Annotated in this window: 11 protein-coding genes; 6 read left to right on the top strand and 5 right to left on the bottom strand. The window is 54.3% G+C overall.

Going from position 1 to position 16,302, the window contains the following annotated elements:
- Positions 1–17: 17 nt before the first annotated feature.
- Together CGZ80_RS18985 and CGZ80_RS18980 are read left to right on the top strand one after the other, a co-directional pair.
- Positions 18–4,172: a DUF1592 domain-containing protein gene (locus CGZ80_RS18985; RefSeq protein ID WP_094417257.1), complete on the top strand. Its 4,155-nt coding sequence runs from the start codon at positions 18–20 to the stop codon at positions 4,170–4,172.
- Between the two features lie 36 nt (positions 4,173–4,208).
- Positions 4,209–5,513, top strand: a complete 1,305-nt coding sequence (locus CGZ80_RS18980) for a DUF1552 domain-containing protein (RefSeq protein ID WP_233148523.1) — start codon at positions 4,209–4,211, stop codon at positions 5,511–5,513.
- Here CGZ80_RS18980 and CGZ80_RS18975 read toward each other — a convergent pair.
- The gene (locus CGZ80_RS18975; protein WP_094417256.1) at positions 5,510–6,829 is read right to left on the bottom strand and encodes a lipopolysaccharide biosynthesis protein; all 1,320 of its coding nucleotides are present in this window, start codon (positions 6,827–6,829) and stop codon (positions 5,510–5,512) included. The two genes, CGZ80_RS18980 and CGZ80_RS18975, sit on opposite strands and share 4 nt — an antisense overlap.
- Before the next feature lie 148 nt (positions 6,830–6,977).
- Positions 6,978–7,265, bottom strand: a complete 288-nt coding sequence (locus tag CGZ80_RS18970; protein WP_233148522.1) for a DUF1294 domain-containing protein — start codon at positions 7,263–7,265, stop codon at positions 6,978–6,980.
- A gap of 286 nt (positions 7,266–7,551) precedes the next feature.
- Here CGZ80_RS18970 and CGZ80_RS18965 point away from each other — a divergent pair, with 286 nt between their 5' ends.
- The 3 genes from CGZ80_RS18965 to CGZ80_RS18955 are packed head-to-tail and all read left to right on the top strand — an operon-like array spanning position 7,552 to position 10,959.
- Positions 7,552–8,766 (top strand): PQQ-binding-like beta-propeller repeat protein, encoded by a 1,215-nt coding sequence (locus CGZ80_RS18965; protein ID WP_158222771.1) that lies wholly within the window; start codon positions 7,552–7,554, stop codon positions 8,764–8,766.
- 58 nt (positions 8,767–8,824) lie between these two features.
- Positions 8,825–10,141, top strand: coding sequence for a Gfo/Idh/MocA family protein (locus CGZ80_RS18960; RefSeq protein WP_198953732.1), 1,317 nt, complete (start codon positions 8,825–8,827; stop codon positions 10,139–10,141).
- Positions 10,142–10,176: 35 nt separating this feature from the next.
- On the top strand, positions 10,177–10,959 hold the full coding sequence (locus CGZ80_RS18955) for a sulfite exporter TauE/SafE family protein (protein WP_233148521.1): 783 nt from the start codon (positions 10,177–10,179) through the stop codon (positions 10,957–10,959).
- A gap of 28 nt (positions 10,960–10,987) precedes the next feature.
- On the opposite strand, the gene CGZ80_RS18950 is transcribed toward CGZ80_RS18955, so the two are convergent.
- The 3 genes from CGZ80_RS18950 to CGZ80_RS18940 all read right to left on the bottom strand — a co-directional run bounded on the left by CGZ80_RS18950 (position 10,988) and on the right by CGZ80_RS18940 (position 15,052).
- Positions 10,988–13,015, bottom strand: a complete 2,028-nt coding sequence (locus CGZ80_RS18950; protein ID WP_094417252.1) for a dipeptidyl-peptidase 3 family protein — start codon at positions 13,013–13,015, stop codon at positions 10,988–10,990.
- 39 nt (positions 13,016–13,054) lie between these two features.
- The gene (locus tag CGZ80_RS18945; RefSeq protein ID WP_094417319.1) at positions 13,055–14,176 is read right to left on the bottom strand and encodes an SGNH/GDSL hydrolase family protein; all 1,122 of its coding nucleotides are present in this window, start codon (positions 14,174–14,176) and stop codon (positions 13,055–13,057) included.
- 258 nt (positions 14,177–14,434) lie between these two features.
- Positions 14,435–15,052, bottom strand: a complete 618-nt coding sequence (locus tag CGZ80_RS18940; protein ID WP_094417251.1) for a DUF1080 domain-containing protein — start codon at positions 15,050–15,052, stop codon at positions 14,435–14,437.
- A gap of 326 nt (positions 15,053–15,378) precedes the next feature.
- Between CGZ80_RS18940 and CGZ80_RS18935 the strand changes: the two genes are divergently transcribed.
- Positions 15,379–16,212, top strand: coding sequence for a sugar phosphate isomerase/epimerase family protein (locus tag CGZ80_RS18935; protein WP_094417250.1), 834 nt, complete (start codon positions 15,379–15,381; stop codon positions 16,210–16,212).
- The last annotated feature ends 90 nt before the right edge of the window (positions 16,213–16,302 follow it).

Genomic DNA, 16,302 nt, shown 5'->3' with positions numbered 1-16,302 from the left:
TCCTGCGGACCCAGCCGATGAGCCTGTCAAACACGCTTGTATCGCGTTGTATTGCTTTATTGCGTTTTCATGGGATTCTATTTCTAGGTCTCGCCACTGCGCACGCGTCGCCGGTAGCTGCCGCTGAGGATGACGTCGCAAACTTTGAAGCCTCGATCGCACCGCTTTTGCAATCGTATTGCATTGACTGTCACACGGGCGATGAAGCCGAAGCGGAGATCGATTTGTCGCTATACCAAAATCAAGGCGACCTTATCGGCGACCAGACCGTCTGGATCAAAACTCGCACCATGCTGTCCAGCGGTCAGATGCCGCCCAAAGACTCTGTACAGCCGACTGATGCCGAACGTGCGGACCTTGAATCTTGGGTGACCGGATATTTGTCGAACCTTGCCAAAGCGAGTGCTGGCGATCCCGGACCGGTTGTTTTGCGTCGTTTAAACAATGACGAATATCGCTACACCATTGGCGACCTAACAGGTGTAACGTCACTCAATCCGACACGCGAGTTTCCGGTTGATGGTGCGGCAGGCGAAGGCTTTATCAACTCCGGTGAAGCTCAAGCGATGTCCCCCGCGTTGGTGACAAAGTATCTTGATGCGGCCAAAGAAGTCGCATCCCATGCAGTCCTGACGCCCAAGGGGATCCGATTTTCCGATTTCGATTCCCGTCGCGACTGGACTGACGAACGGGTGCAAGCGATTCGTGATTTCTATCGTCGGTGGACAGTCCCTGCGAACGTCGAAATGCAGGTCAGCGGCGCAGGGGACGTTCCCAATGAAGGCGGAACCCTACCGCTTCGTCAATCGCTGCTCACTCTCCTAAAAAACCGCGACTCGCTAGAACGAGGCAGCGTCAGTTTTCGAGAAATCGCCGAGTCCGCCTCCGACGATGGAACACCGGTCAACGCGAAATACTTGTCACTGATTTGGAACGCGTTCAACGCAGACGACAACGCCGATGACGCGATCATGAATTCGCTTCGTCGTCAGTGGCGAATCACCAACGTCAGCAATCTCGATTCGTTCGTCGCATCGATCAATCGGTTGCAGGACGTCACGTTTCGATTTAATTCGATCGGCCACATGGGCGGCGATGGGAAACCAAAAGCATGGATCGAAGGCCTCAATCCGATCCAGTCCAAACAAAGCGTTCGTCTGGATCTGCCGACCACGCCGAATGAAGACCTCACAATCTACTTGGCGGTCTCAGACGCTGGTGACGGACCCGAAGGTGACCAGGTACTGTTCAAGAACCCACGACTTACCACAGACAGTGGCATCTCGATTCCGCTGAGTAAGTTGGCAGGATTAGCGAACGCACTCGAGTCTCGGAAAAAATTGGCACTGCGTTCGGTCACGGAATACTTGAGTGCGATCAATTCGATCGAATCAACAGCGATCAGTACCAACGAGGAATTCCAAACAGTCGCAATCGAACGAAACCTCGATCCGATTTTGTTGAAAGCGTGGGCGGACTATTTGGGGCTGAACGTGTCCTCGACGGTCGAAGTCAACGGGCGTTTTCAAAACACAGAAACCAATCCGACATATCCCTTCATTAAAAGCTGGGGATCAGGGTCAACGCCTTTCGTTTCTTCAAACGCGTCCGACGACCAAGTTCGAATCCCTGGCGTTGCAAACCCACACAAAGTTTTCGCTCACCCCGCACCCGATCGTTTTGCCGCGATTGGGTGGCAAAGCCCTCTCGACGGAACGGTGGAGGTGACAGCGTCTCTACTTGATGCCCACGCTGATTGCGGTGGTGGTCAGGAATGGTGGCTTCAACACCTGAGCGGGCGTGGTGACCGCAATCTTTGGCAAGGCAGAATTGGCCGCGGCGGTCGCGCACAGTCTGAAACAATGGAAGTCACGGTTCGGAAAGGCGACGTGATTTCGTTTCTGCTGGGTCCCGGTGACGAATACACCTGCGACCTAACCGAAATGGACCTGACGATCAACGAAAATGGAAACGAAAAACGACACTGGAATCTTGCCCAAGACGTCGCGGACGACCTGCTAGCCAGTAACCCTCATGCGGATCAATTCGGCAACGCAGACATTTGGCATTTTTACCAAGGCGACTTATCCAGCGCACGATCGGTGGCGTCACCGACCGATGCAATCCCGCCGGATTCGACGCTGGCTCAGTGGTTGGACGAAAGTGATTTAAATCGTCGTCAACAACTTGCATCGCAAATCCAAGCTCAATGTGATCGCATCACCAACGATAACCAATCGCCTGAGAAATCAGCGGACACAACAGTTTGCCAACAGATTTCGCACCTTGTCGCACGCAACGTGTCACTGGATGCCATGCTCCGTGAAGAGCATCCTGACGAACGATTTGGCCCGAAGGGCGACAATGAACTCGCCCCGGAAGACTTGCTTGTCCAAGCCCCCGCTGTCTTGGCATTTTCCATTCCACATGAACTGTCACTGGGCCGAAGACTTGAAGCACAAGCCAGCCTGGCGAAAAGCGATGGAAACCCCGGCAGTGTTCGGATCGCGGTCAGTTCGACTCCGCTTACCGCAGCCGAAGTGGGTCTGGAACAACCGACGCTTGCCGTGCCGGGATCCAAACGATTCGAAGAAATTGCAAACAGCTATCGACGATTTCGCGAACTGTTTCCTCCAGCAGTTTGCTACACAAGAATCGTCCCTGTTGACGAAGTCGTCACACTCAGTCTGTACCATCGCCAAGACGAGGCTCTTCAGCGTTTGATACTCAGTGAGGATGAGATCGCAACACTGAACGCCATGTGGGACGAGATGCTGTTCGTCGCCCAAGAACCGCTGCGTTACGAAGTCGCATTCGAACAGTTACGTGAATTTGCGACGCAAGATCGCCCCGATTTAGTCAAAGTTTGGGACCCACTCAAACCCGGTGTAACCGCTCGGGCAGAAGCGTTTCGTCAGCGGCAAATGCAGCTAGAACCGTTGCACGTCAATTCAGTAATTGAATTTGCGAACCGGGCTTGGCGTCGCCCGCTGGAGACAGAAGAATTCGACCAGATCCGCGATCTCTACCAAATATTGCGTGCCGAAGGATTGGACCATGAACCCGCGATTAAGTTACTGCTAGCACGCGTTCTTGCTTCGCCATCGTTTCTATATCGCCGCGAGGTTCAACCACCAGGCAACGCACCGGCGGAAGTAAACGGAATCGAATTGGCGAACCGATTGAGTTACTTCTTGTGGTCATCCATGCCGGATGACGAGCTATTGCAGCTTGCTCTCGACGGTCGCTTGTTGGACGACAGGATTCTTGAACAGCAAGTCGATCGTATGTTGGACGATCCGCGGTCACGACGTTTGGCAATTCAGTTCGCGTGTCAGTGGCTGCACCTGCGAAACTTTGACCAAAACGACGACAAGAACGAAAAGCTCTATCCCGAGTTTGCAGTGCTGCGTCAGGAGATGTACGAAGAAACCATTCGCTTCTTTGACGACCTATTTCGATCCAATCGCCCGGTCACCGCGATCTTGGATGCGGACCATGTCTTCGTCAACGAGCGTATGGCCAAACACTATGGCATTGATGGAGTGCACGGCGACGACTGGGTGAAAGTCGATGCCGCCGGTGACGTCGGACGAGGCGGTATCCTGGCGATGGCGACAGTCTTGGCCAGTCAATCGGGCGCGTCCCGAACCAGTCCGATCTTGCGGGGAAATTACGTCTATGAAACGTTGCTGGGTCAGCGATTGCCACGACCACCAGCCAATGTGCCACAGCTTCCTGATCAAGTTCCTGAAGGCTTGACGGCGAGACAATTGATCGAGCTCCATAGCTCCGCCCCGGAATGCGCCAAGTGTCACGAGTTAATCGATCCATATGGTTTCGCACTCGAACAGTACGACGCGATCGGGCGTATTCGTCCTGTGCCCACGGACACGTCGGCGCTATCATCCGATGGCACAGAACTCAATGGAATCGACGGTTTACGAAACTACCTGCTCGGCGAGCGACGCGACGATTTTCTCCGTCAATTCTGCCGCAAACTCTTGGGCTACTCGCTCGGTCGTGAAGTCCAGTTGTCCGACGAAGTCCTACTCGATGAAATCCGGCAAACGCTTCATTCAAATGATGATCTTGTCCGGATTGCTGTAAAATCGATTGTCACCAGTCCGCCGTTTCGGCGGATTCGTGGTGCCGATTGGGTCCAACCCTAATCCCCTCCTGCTTTCGCCCACCTTTCGGATTGTCGCATGCCTTCAACATCAGTTCAGCGCCGTACATTCTTGCGTGGAATCGGCGTCAGCATGGCGTTGCCTTGGATGGAGTCCCGCTCGGTCTGGAGCGAATCGCCAACATCGACGAGCGATTCAGCATCCGCGCCGACCCGAATGGCAATTTTGTTTTCCGGTTGCGGCTATCACTCGACCGAATGGTGGGCCGAAGGTCAGGGAAGCGAGATGAAGCTTGGGCGCGTCTTGCATCCGCTGAATGAATTCCGTGACCGAATGGTTTTCATCAACGGTTTGTACAACGCCGAAGCATTGAAAGGCAACATCCACAGCTCACAGACAGGCAACCTATTGTCTGGTGCCCCGCTGTCCTCCGGCGGAAAAATCCGATCGGGTACCAGCGTCGATCAAGTCGTCGCGCAGCACCTCGGTCGCCAAACCAAACTGCCCAGCTTGGTGCTTGGCTGCGAGAAATCCAATCCGTCGGTCCACAAAAATTATTCGATGCTTTACAGCTCGCATATTTCATGGAGCAGTCCGACAACACCGACACCGCTGGAAGTTTATCCGGCCCTCGCATTTGATCAGCTATTCAAAGACGCCGCACAGCAAGGTGACAAGAGCGTGTTGGATGCGGTATTGGAGGACGCCAAAGATTTCCGTCGCGGAATCAGCCACCGCGATCAACAAAAGCTTGATGAGTACCTTCACTCGGTCCGCGAAGTCGAATCACGCTTGGATCGGGCTGGGCAGCGTGGCGAACTACAAGGCTGGCGTCCAACCTTGGAAAAACCCAACATGGCTCGTCCCGTTGATGGCTATCCACAAGACATCGTCGAACACATGCGGCTGATGTGTGACATCCTTGTCTTGGCATTTCAAACAGACACAACGCGTGTCTGTACTTTGAAACTGAACAACGACCATGGCACGTTGCGATTCCCGCACTTGGGAATCGACTACATGATCCATCACTTGCTCTCTCACACCGACAACGAAGATTGGTTGACGGTCAATCAATTCTTCTTGGAACAATTCCGCTACTTGGCGGCGAAGATGGACTCGATCGAAGAAGGCGAACGAACTTTGCTTGACAACTCGATGCTGATGCTGTGTTCGAGCATGCGGAACGGGCAGCACGATGCGTCACGCTTGCCGGTCGTCATGCTTGGCGGTGGTGGCGGTAAAATCAAAGGCGGGCAAAATCTTGACTACAGTGACAATCCCGATCGCCAGATGTGTCGCTTGTACCTCAGCATGATGAAGGTGATGGGGGTCAATCGCGAGACGTTCGGCGACGCAACGGCACCACTTGCCGAAGTCTAAACTGCGAGTTTCGTGTTACGCCAAGCCCGGTGTTCTTGGTACTTGGCGACGATCGCAGCCGATCCGAGGCAGATCGCAAACACGCACGCGACACCGTTGCTGCCGGCTTCTAGAAACGCGATCGGTATCATTCCGACCATAGCGACCGAGTGCAGGATCAAGTTGGCGGCAAGCTGTCGTGACTGGCCCATGAACAGCAACGCGGTAGGCGAAAGCGAAAACAACGTCCACAGACATGCCCCCGAACTGATCCAGATCAGTGCCGTGTGCGACGTCACAAACTGGGGTCCAAACAACGACAGAATCCAGTCGCCGAATTGGTACAAAATCACCCAAAACACAAGTGCCGCTCCACCGATCACAGCTTGACGACGTCTTCGAAGAAGCTGGTCAGATTCCATGTCTCCAGTATCAATCGCGACAGCAAGCATCGGGAAGTAGTATTTGTCGGCGGACTTCGAAAGCAACAGGACGAGACAGCCCGTCTCAAACGCTGGGGCAAGCAACCCCAATTCCGCCGAAGAGTGCGGCAAGTGGTGGAGCACAACGAGCGGTGCTTTGAAAAGCCACGTGATCGCGCACCCGATCGCAAAGTATGAAAGACTGCGATACAGCCAATGCCCCCACTGGATCCCTGTCGTCGATTCGTTTGCGATGGAATCGTCTGGTCCGATGTCCGGCTGCGAACGTTCAATCAAAAGCGGTAAGCAAACGAGTAGCCCGACGACACTGCCGATTCCGAAACAAATGACCGCCAGGGTCGCATCAAACGATTTAATCCAATGCGCGCTTGCCAAAATCAATGTTAGCGTGACGGTCGGCACCAAGGCACGCGCGATCAATGTCCCCAAAATCGGCGACCGACTTGCGATCAGCAAATCGACTGCCACACCACACCCTGCAATCGCCGGAATAAACAGCACCGCAGTTAACGACGTCAACTCAACAGCGCCCCGCACCAACTGCGATTCGAGTCCAATACCGATTGCAACAAACAGTGCACTGACGACGAAGACCATTCGCTTTGCGAAGGCAAAATAGGCTTTCCGTTGACGGCGACTATCGGATTGATCCGCCAATGGAATGCGTTTATAGGCGTACTTCCCCACCCCTGCTTCGGCGAGCGCACCAAACATGGTGAGCACCGCAATCGCCCCGACGAATCCGTCAAACTCGTGCGCGGACAATCGATGAGCTAAATACAGCATCAACAAATAGCTCAGCAGCACGCCGGTGATATTTGCACCGATCAGAATCCCTGCGATTGAAGTGGAGAATCGCGTGGCAGATTCAGAAGTGTCTGGCAGGCGATCCATAGATGCAGAAGGCCGAGAGCGGTGGGAAGGGAGACGCGATCACGACGGGTAGGGCAATATCGTTGTGCCCACAGCGACAGAGGGCAGCAATTTACCTTAGACAGAAAGCAATAGCGATAGATCAGTGTCGTTGAGGTGGGACCGACGTCTAAGTCTGCTGTTCGATCATCTTGAAATACAGAAAACCGATCAACACGACAATCAACGCGTGCAAAACGATCGTCAAGTAAAACGCGATTTGGAACGACAACTTCCGAGTTTTGTGACGCACCATTCGTTGTGCGATCCAGGCGCCGGGCCACCCGCCGAGGACCGCCCAAATGTGCAACGTCGCCTCTGGAACGCGCCAACGTCCCCGCTGAGCCGACCGTTTGTCAGCGACATAGATGAAGAAAGTTCCCAAACTGACGATCAGGATCCATCCTATGTAGATCAAAACTAAATTCAAATCACTGCTCGATTTGGTGAATGAGTACGACGCAGAAAATTTCGCGTTTCCACACCCCCACTGCGGGGCCACTATATGGAGGGTGCACCATTCAGCGGTTTACTGGATTCGAAGGAGTTTTGTCCATCCCGACTCGCTTGAAAACCCTCCCAGTCGCACAACACAGCCACGGCCGGCTCGGCTTTCGCGGCAGATATGCTTTGTCGGATCGATGAACTGCCATTAAACTTTGGATCCGACGCCCCGCCTCATGATCATCCCCCCGCCCCTGCCTATGTTTGCTTCGCACCAGCTCGCTTCGCTGTTCGCAGTTTTCGTTGTTTTGTGTAATCAGTCACTCGGCCAAGACTGGTTTCGTTGGCGAGGCCCCAACCTTGACGGAATCGCCCAATCAGAAAAATGGTCGGGAGAACTACCGAAGAGTGACTCCAAGATTCGTTGGCGTGCGTCGGTCGGCATCGGATTTTCCTCGTTCGTGTGCCACGACGGACTTGTGATCACCATGGGACACCAAGGCGATGATTCGGTCGTCACCGCGTTAGACCAAGAATCCGGTAAAACGACTTGGCAATTCAAGTTCCCAGCGCCGCTTGATGATCGCGATTTTGAAGGTGGACCAACTTCCACGCCGACGATCGACGGCGACAACGTTTATGTGTTCAGCCGAATGGGCGAGCTGTTCTGCTTGACACTCAAAAGCGGCGAACAAATTTGGAAAACGTCGTTGGCCGATCGCGCCCAAGTCCGCTTGCCAGGATGGGGATGCTCCGCCGCGCCCTTGGTCCTTGGCGACAAACTGATTTTGAACCTTGGCGAAGCCGGAATGGCGGTCAATAAACAAACCGGCGAATTGATTTGGCAGTCCGATGACCGCGAATGCGGCTACGCTTCCCCGGTGCCGATTCCAAATTCTGATCCCGCAGCCGTGATCATCGCATCTGGGAAAACGTACGTCGGCGTTGAAGTCGAAACCGGGAAAGAACTCTGGGCCGTACGCTGGCTGACGAGCTTCAACTGCAACGCTGCCGATCCGATTGTCAACAACAATCAGATGTTTTTATCGTCCGGATACAACCGCGGTGCAGGCTTGTTTGACCTCAGCAGCGAAAAACCCGATGCGATTTGGAAGAACAAAGAGATGAAGAACCAAATCCATGGTTCGATTCTCTATCAAGGCAAGCTGTACGGAATCGACGGAGACATGGAAAGCGGCGGCAGTTTGAAATGCTTGGACTGGGCGACCGGCGAAGTCGAATGGTCAACCGACGACTTACGACCGAGCGGACTATCAATGGTCAATAACCAACTGCTAGTTCTGACCGAAGAAGGCGTTCTGATCACCGCACCGGCAACGCCCGACGGTTGGCAGCCGATTTCGGAAATGAACGTCTTGGAAGGCAAGTGCTGGACCAGCCCTGTGTTTTCAAATGATCAGATCTATTGCCGAACGATTCACGGCGAAGTCGTTTGCGTCGATTGCCGCGAGTAAACTATCGCGGCGATTCAAACCTTTCTCATCTAAGCAACACTCCACCACGATTGTCACTATGAACCTGAAACGTCGTAGCTTCCTAGCCGGTACCGCCGCCGCCGCAACTTGGGCCTCGGCACCCGCTGTCCACGCGGCGCCGAAAGATAAAAAGTACCGCACCGCATTGATCGGTTCGGGCTGGTGGGGAATGAACATCTTGCGTGAAGCTTTGACGGCAGGCCAAACCAAGGTTGTCGCTTTGTGCGATGTCGATAGCGATCGATTGGAGATCAACGCCGAAGAGGTCAATGACCTGTGCGGCGACACGCCAAACACCTATAGCGACTATCGCGAGCTGCTCGAAAAAGAAGACATCGAGGTCGCGATCATCGCGTCTCCCGATCACTGGCACGCGCTACAAACGATCGCGGCGATCAACGCCGGTGCGCACGTCTTTATCGAAAAACCGACCGGACACACGATCGGCGAAAGCCAAGCGATGGTCAAATTGGCCAAAGAGTCTGACCGGATCGTCCAAGTCGGATTGCACCGACGTATCGGACCGCACCACGTTTCGGGAATGAAATTCTTGAAAGACGGCGGTGCCGGCGACATCGGGATGGTGAAGATGTTTGTGCATTCACGCGGTGGAGCCGAACGGCCGACACGCAATAGTGAACCGCCAGAGAACCTGGATTGGGAAATGTACTGTGGGCCAGCGCCAATGCGACCGTTCTGTCGCCGTATCCATCCCGGTGGTTTTCGTCACTACCTCGACTTTGCCAACGGTACGCTTGGTGATTGGGGTGTGCATTGGCTTGACCAAGTGTTGTGGTGGGCGGACCAGCAATCGCCGACTTCGGTGTATTCCAGTGGCGGTCGACCGATCGCCGGTGAAGTAGTCCTTACCGACGACGAACAGACCACGGACGCGCCGGATCATCAAATCGCGACGTACAAGTTTGATAACTTCACCGCTTACTGGGAACATCGCAAATTCGCCGGGAACGGCCCCGAACAATCAAGTGTCGGTTGTTATTTCTATGGCACCAACGGCACCGTCCACATGGGCTGGCGTGATGGCTGGACGTTCTATCCGGCGGACAGCAAGAAACCCGTCATTCACGAAGACCACCAACTGCAAGAACCCGACGGACACAACATCCAGTTGCTGTGGAAGGATTTTTTGAACTCGATCGAGACCGGCCAAAAACCCGCTGCTGACATTGTGATCGGACATCAAGCGACGACTCTCAGCCTGCTGGGGATGTTGTCGATGAAGCTCGGACGCAGCATTCAATGGGATGGCGATCGTGAAATGATCCCAAATGATCCCGAAGCCGCCGCGTTGATGCGGCGTGATTATCGCGGCGATTGGGTCTATCCCAGTTAACGAACGAGAGCGAAAACGCTATCGTCAGGCCAACCTTGCCTGACCGACTCCCGCAGTTTTCCGAACCGATGCTCTCCAATCTCTCCGCCCTCGAATTCACGCTGCTATTTCTTGGGGCGATGGGAATCGGTATCTCCAAATCGGGATTCCCGGGCATCAGCATGTTTCATGTCGTTGTCTACGCGTCGATTTTCGGTGCCAAAGAATCCACCGGTGTGCTGCTGCCGATGCTAGTCGTCGGTGACTTTTTCGCGATCAAAGTCTTCGGACGAAAAGCCGACTGGGGTCAAGTGCGGCGACTGCTACCGCCAACGTTAGTGGGAATCTTGGTCGGCTGGCAGATGATGGGAGTGCTCGACGAAACGATCTTCAAGCGACTCGTCGGCACCATCATTTTGACGCTAACCGGTGTCCAAGTCATTCGGATGTGGAAACCGGGATGGTTCGACAAGGTGCCGCATTCGACAGCCTTCGCGATCGCGCTCGGATTTCTGGCCGGCGTGACCACCATGCTTGCCAACGCGGCCGGACCAGTGGTCGCGCTGTACTTGATCGCAATCAGTTTGCCAAAATGGGAACTGATCGGAACGGCAGCGTGGTTGTTCCTGGTTTTGAACGTGCTCAAGCTGCCGCTTAGCTACAACCTAGGGCTGATCACTTCCAAGTCGCTTGCCGTCGGGGCATTGATGTCGACCGCGATTCCCATCGGAATTTTCTCCGGACGTTGGTTGGTCTCGCGGGTTCCACAAACACTTTTCAACGGCATCCTCTTGGCATTCACCGCAATTGCGGCATTGCGATTAATTGGCCTGTTCTAGTCACAGTCGGCCATCGATTCGCAGACCATCAGTTCGCCGGCTCTGGCGACCAATCAAGCATCTGCTGTTTGAGGTCTAGCGGATACGAAATCTGCACATCGGTGATCTCTCCGGCATCGTTCGTGACCGCCGTCAACGTCGGCTGGACGAAGCCTGTGTAAGCGGGCGGATCTAAGTCCGCATAACGATCCAAGACTTCATCACGAAGATCGATGTTGATATTGATCGCGTAGTCCTTCATTAACCGTTCGGCCGACGCGCGGTCGCCTTCAGATTTGATTCGTTGTACTTCGGCCAGCAGTCGTCCGACGCCGGCATGCCACGCTTTCACATCAGCGACGCGAAAGAACGTTTTTCCGTCACGTTGGTCAACTTGAATCGCACTCGTATTTGCAGCCAGCCAGCCGACAATCATCTGGCGATTTCGCATGTGATCTTCTTCGATCGTGGTACCGGTTTTGATGCGACGCAGCTGTGTCATTGCGTTGCGTGTATACGCTTCATAGGCCGCCAATTGCAATTCTTGAAGATCGGCTTCGTTCGCCACCAAGCCCAATTCGATTAGCTTTTCGTTCCCGATGAAGTATAGCGCAACCAAATCGGCGCGTCCTTCTTCGAGTGCGCTGTAGTACTCTTTGATCGAAACCGCCGGCTCGACACCCGCGTTCACTTGACCGGACGCGTGACCGATCACCTCGTGCATGTTGACTTCGAGAGCCAAGGCTTCGGTTTTCCATTTGTCAGCGCGTGCGGCCTCGGCTTCGTCAAAGCAGAACTCCGAGCGGGCCGCTTTCGAACCCGACTTGTCGTACGCTTCCATCACGTTACTCAGCGACACTGACTTGCTGCCGTAACGCTGCCGAACGACCGGATCGTTGGGCAAATTGATTCCGATCGGGGTCACTGGTCCCGAGTCACCAGTCTCCATGACGACTTGGATAGCTTTGGCCGAGATGCCTTTGACGTTCGCTTTGCGGAATCGCTGGTCGTAAGGCATATGGTCTTCGAACCACTGAGCGTTGTCGGCAAATTTGCGGATCATGTCCATCTTCACCGGATCGTTGAAATACACGACCGCTTCCCACGCCCCCTTCATTCCACGGGCGTCGACGTAGACCTCGATAAACCCGTTGATCGTGTCAACCGGGCTGTCTTTGTCGTCGACCCAAGCGATGTTGTATTCGTAAAAGTCCCTCGCGTCACCAGTTTTATAGAAGTGAATCAGAGCACCGATTGCCTGGGCCATCTGTGGCGTCGCATAGGGAATCGCGGCTTCCAAATGGTCGACAATTCCGGTGATCTGTTTCGCATACAACCCGGCCGGAACGTATTCGTCCAAGCCCATCCGGTAGACCTGTTCGACGATCTGGCCGTCGGCTTGTTTCACCACGCGTGAATTCAACGGATACTGTTCGCGAAAACCTTCGATGTCTTGCATCGTGACGTTTTCATAAAAGTTGTTGGCACTGGCAACCAAGATGTCGCGGCCGTCAGCGGGTGACTTTTGCGTCACGTGGGATTCGTAGTCTTCGTCGAAAAATACCGGGGCAAGCTCATCCAACAGCGGTTCAAGCTCCGTCGTACCTTCGGGCATCAGTGCCCCGTTGGCAATCGCTATCTCGATGGCGGCTTCCAAGGATTCTGGATCACACTCCATCAAGTTCTTTTGCGCGGTCAGTGAACTGTGCGGTCCGTTGTTGACCCAAAACAGTTTCATGTACTTTTCGATCGCTGACAAAGTCACCTTGTCGATGCCTTGGGGATGTTCCAGCACACCTTCGAGCAACGTTCGAATGGTGAGTGAATAGCGATAACGCTGATCGATGTAGATATCGCGTCCGGCGATCGCGGCTTGGGACAAATGGTAGATCAGGGCTTTCTCGCGAAGTGGCAATTGCTCGAACCCGTCGACGTATAACTGAACGATCGCCACATCATCAACGCGATCGAGCAAGTACTGACGTTCGTTGGGCTCGGGGGCGCGGTCTTGTCCAATAGCCGGGTGCCAGGCCGTCAGCACAGTCAATGTGGCGAGTAGTTTGGAGATTGAACGCATCTCGATTGGTTTCCGTGGGGTGTTGGTAGCAAAGGTGAATCAATTGATCGCTGCACGCAGAATGGGCTCGAATACGTCCGCTTGGCGATAGAACCCAAGGTCGCTGGCATGCGAACCGTCAGTCGCGCCATCGCCATCGGTCCCATACAGTTCATCGCCGGGAACGTAGTAAAGCTGCTCGACTCCGTCATCGGTCAGACGTTTGAAGGCTTGCTTCAAGGCATCGTGATTCGCGGTGTGATGTGCATCGCGTGCTGGCAAGATCCAGCTGTTTGTGTTGCGCCGATCCTCGACCAAGACAATCGGAGTATCGGGCTTTGCGGCGCGGATCTGGTTGACCAACGGTACACAACGTTCATCGACCATTTTTGCATTCATGTTGGGAAGGCAGTCGATGACGTAGACCGCTGCATCGATCTGCACCAAGTACTCGCCAACGGCTTGATGCATTTTTCCGTTGCCTGAAAATCCCAAGTTGACAACAGGGTGATCAAATCGACGTCCCAGAATCGCGGTGTGAACCATTCCGGGACGGCTTGCGCAAGCACCGTGCGTGATGCTGGTTCCATAAAATACAATCGGTTTGGAACGGGGCGCAAGCGTTTGAAAATGACTTCCAGCTGGTACACCGATGCTGAGTGAATCGATACCGTTGTAAAGTGGCAAGTAGGCGGCGAATTCTCGATCACCGGGTGCGATGTCTTTCGCCAAGACAGTTTTTACTTCTTGGCTGTTTGGACGTGTGACTTGCACCCAACGCCAATTCCCATTTTCGTCGCGAGCGTACAAGTCGATTCCGCTAACGCCGGTCGCCGGCATGTGCTGCATCGCCAAATTGGCGCTCAGCAATTTGTAGTGGACGTGAATGTTGGTCGCATCGGTTTTGAATCGAACCATCATTCCGGCGGAGTGCCTGCTGAGGTTCCACACATTCGACGTCACAGACTGCTGTGCCGAGGCCGGCAATCGGTCGAACCATCGCAGGCGTTCTTGGTCTGGCAAGATTCGTCCCTCGACATCCCACGTCGTGACGTCGTACCAAACCAAGCCATCCGCAGAAGGCTTGGGCTGGGCCATTTCTGGATCCAGCGTTCCGATTTCGGACGACGGTTTGTCTTGAGCGGAGGTGGTCTCGACCGAACAGGAGAGAGCGAGGGACATTGCAAAGGCAAGCCAGAACAGTCGGTTTGGTTTCATCTTTGGCGCGGTGGGGCAGAGGAGGGAAGTGTTTGACATCCTTCGATGATTGGCGAGTTGCCACCAGTATAAGCGTCGTGGTGATGTCGCCGGTAACCGTGCCGATTGCGCGTCTCGAATTCCGTGTTGTGGTCACGGCGTTGTAGTCGCAGCGCAAAGAAAAATCGCGGCCCCTGAAAACAGGAACCGCGATTGGCGTGACTTAACGTTGTCGAGTGAGAACTAGTCTTTCAATGGCATCACTTCGACTTTGCGGATCTCGACAACGCTGCCGGGATCGTGTTGTTGGAACGCGAAGTGGCCTTTCTTGAAGGTCTTGTCGAAGTCCAGGTATTCGAACAGCTCGTCGCCATCGATGGTGACTTTGATGCGGGTCATTTCACGACCGCGCCATACATCATCACGGACTTCCAATTCGTAGGTGAACCAGGTATCGGGTTTTGAAACTTGCTTGTAGACGTGGCACATACCGTAGATCGAACCGGTGCGGATCGGGTCGGTATGGGTGCTGTCGATCTGTGCTTCGTAGCCGTCCAAGAATCCAGGCTTTGGCGAAGTACGGAAATACAGGCCGGAGTTTCCGCCGTCATTGATTTTGACTTCGGCGCGATAACGGAAGTTTTTGTAGGGGCCGGAGGTGGTGACCAGCATCGAAGGGTTGCCGGTTCCTTGGATGGCGCCGTCTTTGACGTCCCAGTGGCTGTCGTCGCCGCCGACTTTTTGCCAACCGTCAAGCGTTTTTCCGTCGAACAGAGAAACCCACTTACCATCTTCGGCCTGTGCGTTCGAACCGAGAATCAGCAGCAGCGCTGCGACGAGACCGAGAGTGCGTTGTGTCATGGACAAGTTGTTCACCTATGTAAGTCGTTACGATCGTGTTCGCCCCACCCAGTGGCGATGGGGTAGTTCTCGAGATTTGCGTCGGATTTTACCGTCAAATCCAAACGTCAATGTAGCATTCGAATCTTTTCCGGCCACCCATCCCCCGAATGCCGCATCAGGCGGTCGGTGTGTTCTACAATGCGGCCCGGATAAGGTAGCGAGCGAGGACACTCCAGCGTCAACTGAACTGCGCAATGTCGCCCTCGCTTTTCGTCGACGGATCCTTTCCCCAGCCTAATCCGTCGCCATTTTTTCAGATCCAAATTGTCTTGGAATTTATGACTATGCACAATTTCGCCCCTTCACGTCGTCAATTTCTGGCCGCAGTTGCTGCGACAGCCTCGGCGGCAAGCCTTCCACGAGTAACCTCGGCCGCCGAAGACGCCGGCTACAAGCTTGGGATCCAGCTCTACTCCTTACGCGGCTACAACGTCGACGAAGCGCTTCAGCACGCTCACGACCTTGGTTTCCAGCAAGTCGAATTCTACAGCGGGATGCTGCCGATCGACTCGTCAGCCGAAGCGATTGAAGCGATGAAGAAAAAGGTCGCCGATCTGGGCATGTCGATTTCGGCTCATGGCGTCAACCGATTAACCAAGAACGCTGACGAGAACCGCAAGCTATTCGAATTCGCAAAAGCGCTTGGTGTTCCCGCCATCACCGCCGATCCCGATCCGGACTCTTTCGACAGTCTCGACGAGTTGGTCAAAGAGTTCGATATCCGCGTCGCGATTCACAATCATGGCCCCCGTCACCGTTACAACAAAGCCGTCGACGTACTCACCGCGATCGAAGGCCACGACGAACGCATCGGTGCTTGTGCAGACCTGGGACACTACATCCGCTCAGGCCAACGTCCGACCGAAGTCATCCGTTTACTTCAAGGGCGACTGTTTGGCATCCACCTGAAAGACTTCGAAGAGATGCAAGACCGCACCAAAGGAGTGATCCTTGGCAAAGGTCACTTGGATGTCGAAGGCGTATTCATGGCGCTCAAATCGACTGGCTTTCCAACCAACGGCGCGATCTCGTTGGAATACGAAGAGAACCCCAAGGATCCGATTGACGATATCCGTCAATGCGTCAGCGTTGCGAAAGAAGCGATGAGCAAGCTGTAAGCAGATTCGCAAAACGATCGCTCCAGAAACAAATCAACCCCAGCGACCGAGAGATTGGTCGCTGGGGTTTAATAATTTTAGACGTCCAAT

Source organism: Rhodopirellula sp. MGV (assembly GCF_002251265.1).
In the GTDB taxonomy this organism is placed as follows: Bacteria; Planctomycetota; Planctomycetia; order Pirellulales; family Pirellulaceae; genus Stieleria; species Stieleria baltica_A.
This window is presented reverse-complemented; position numbering and strand designations above follow the sequence as displayed.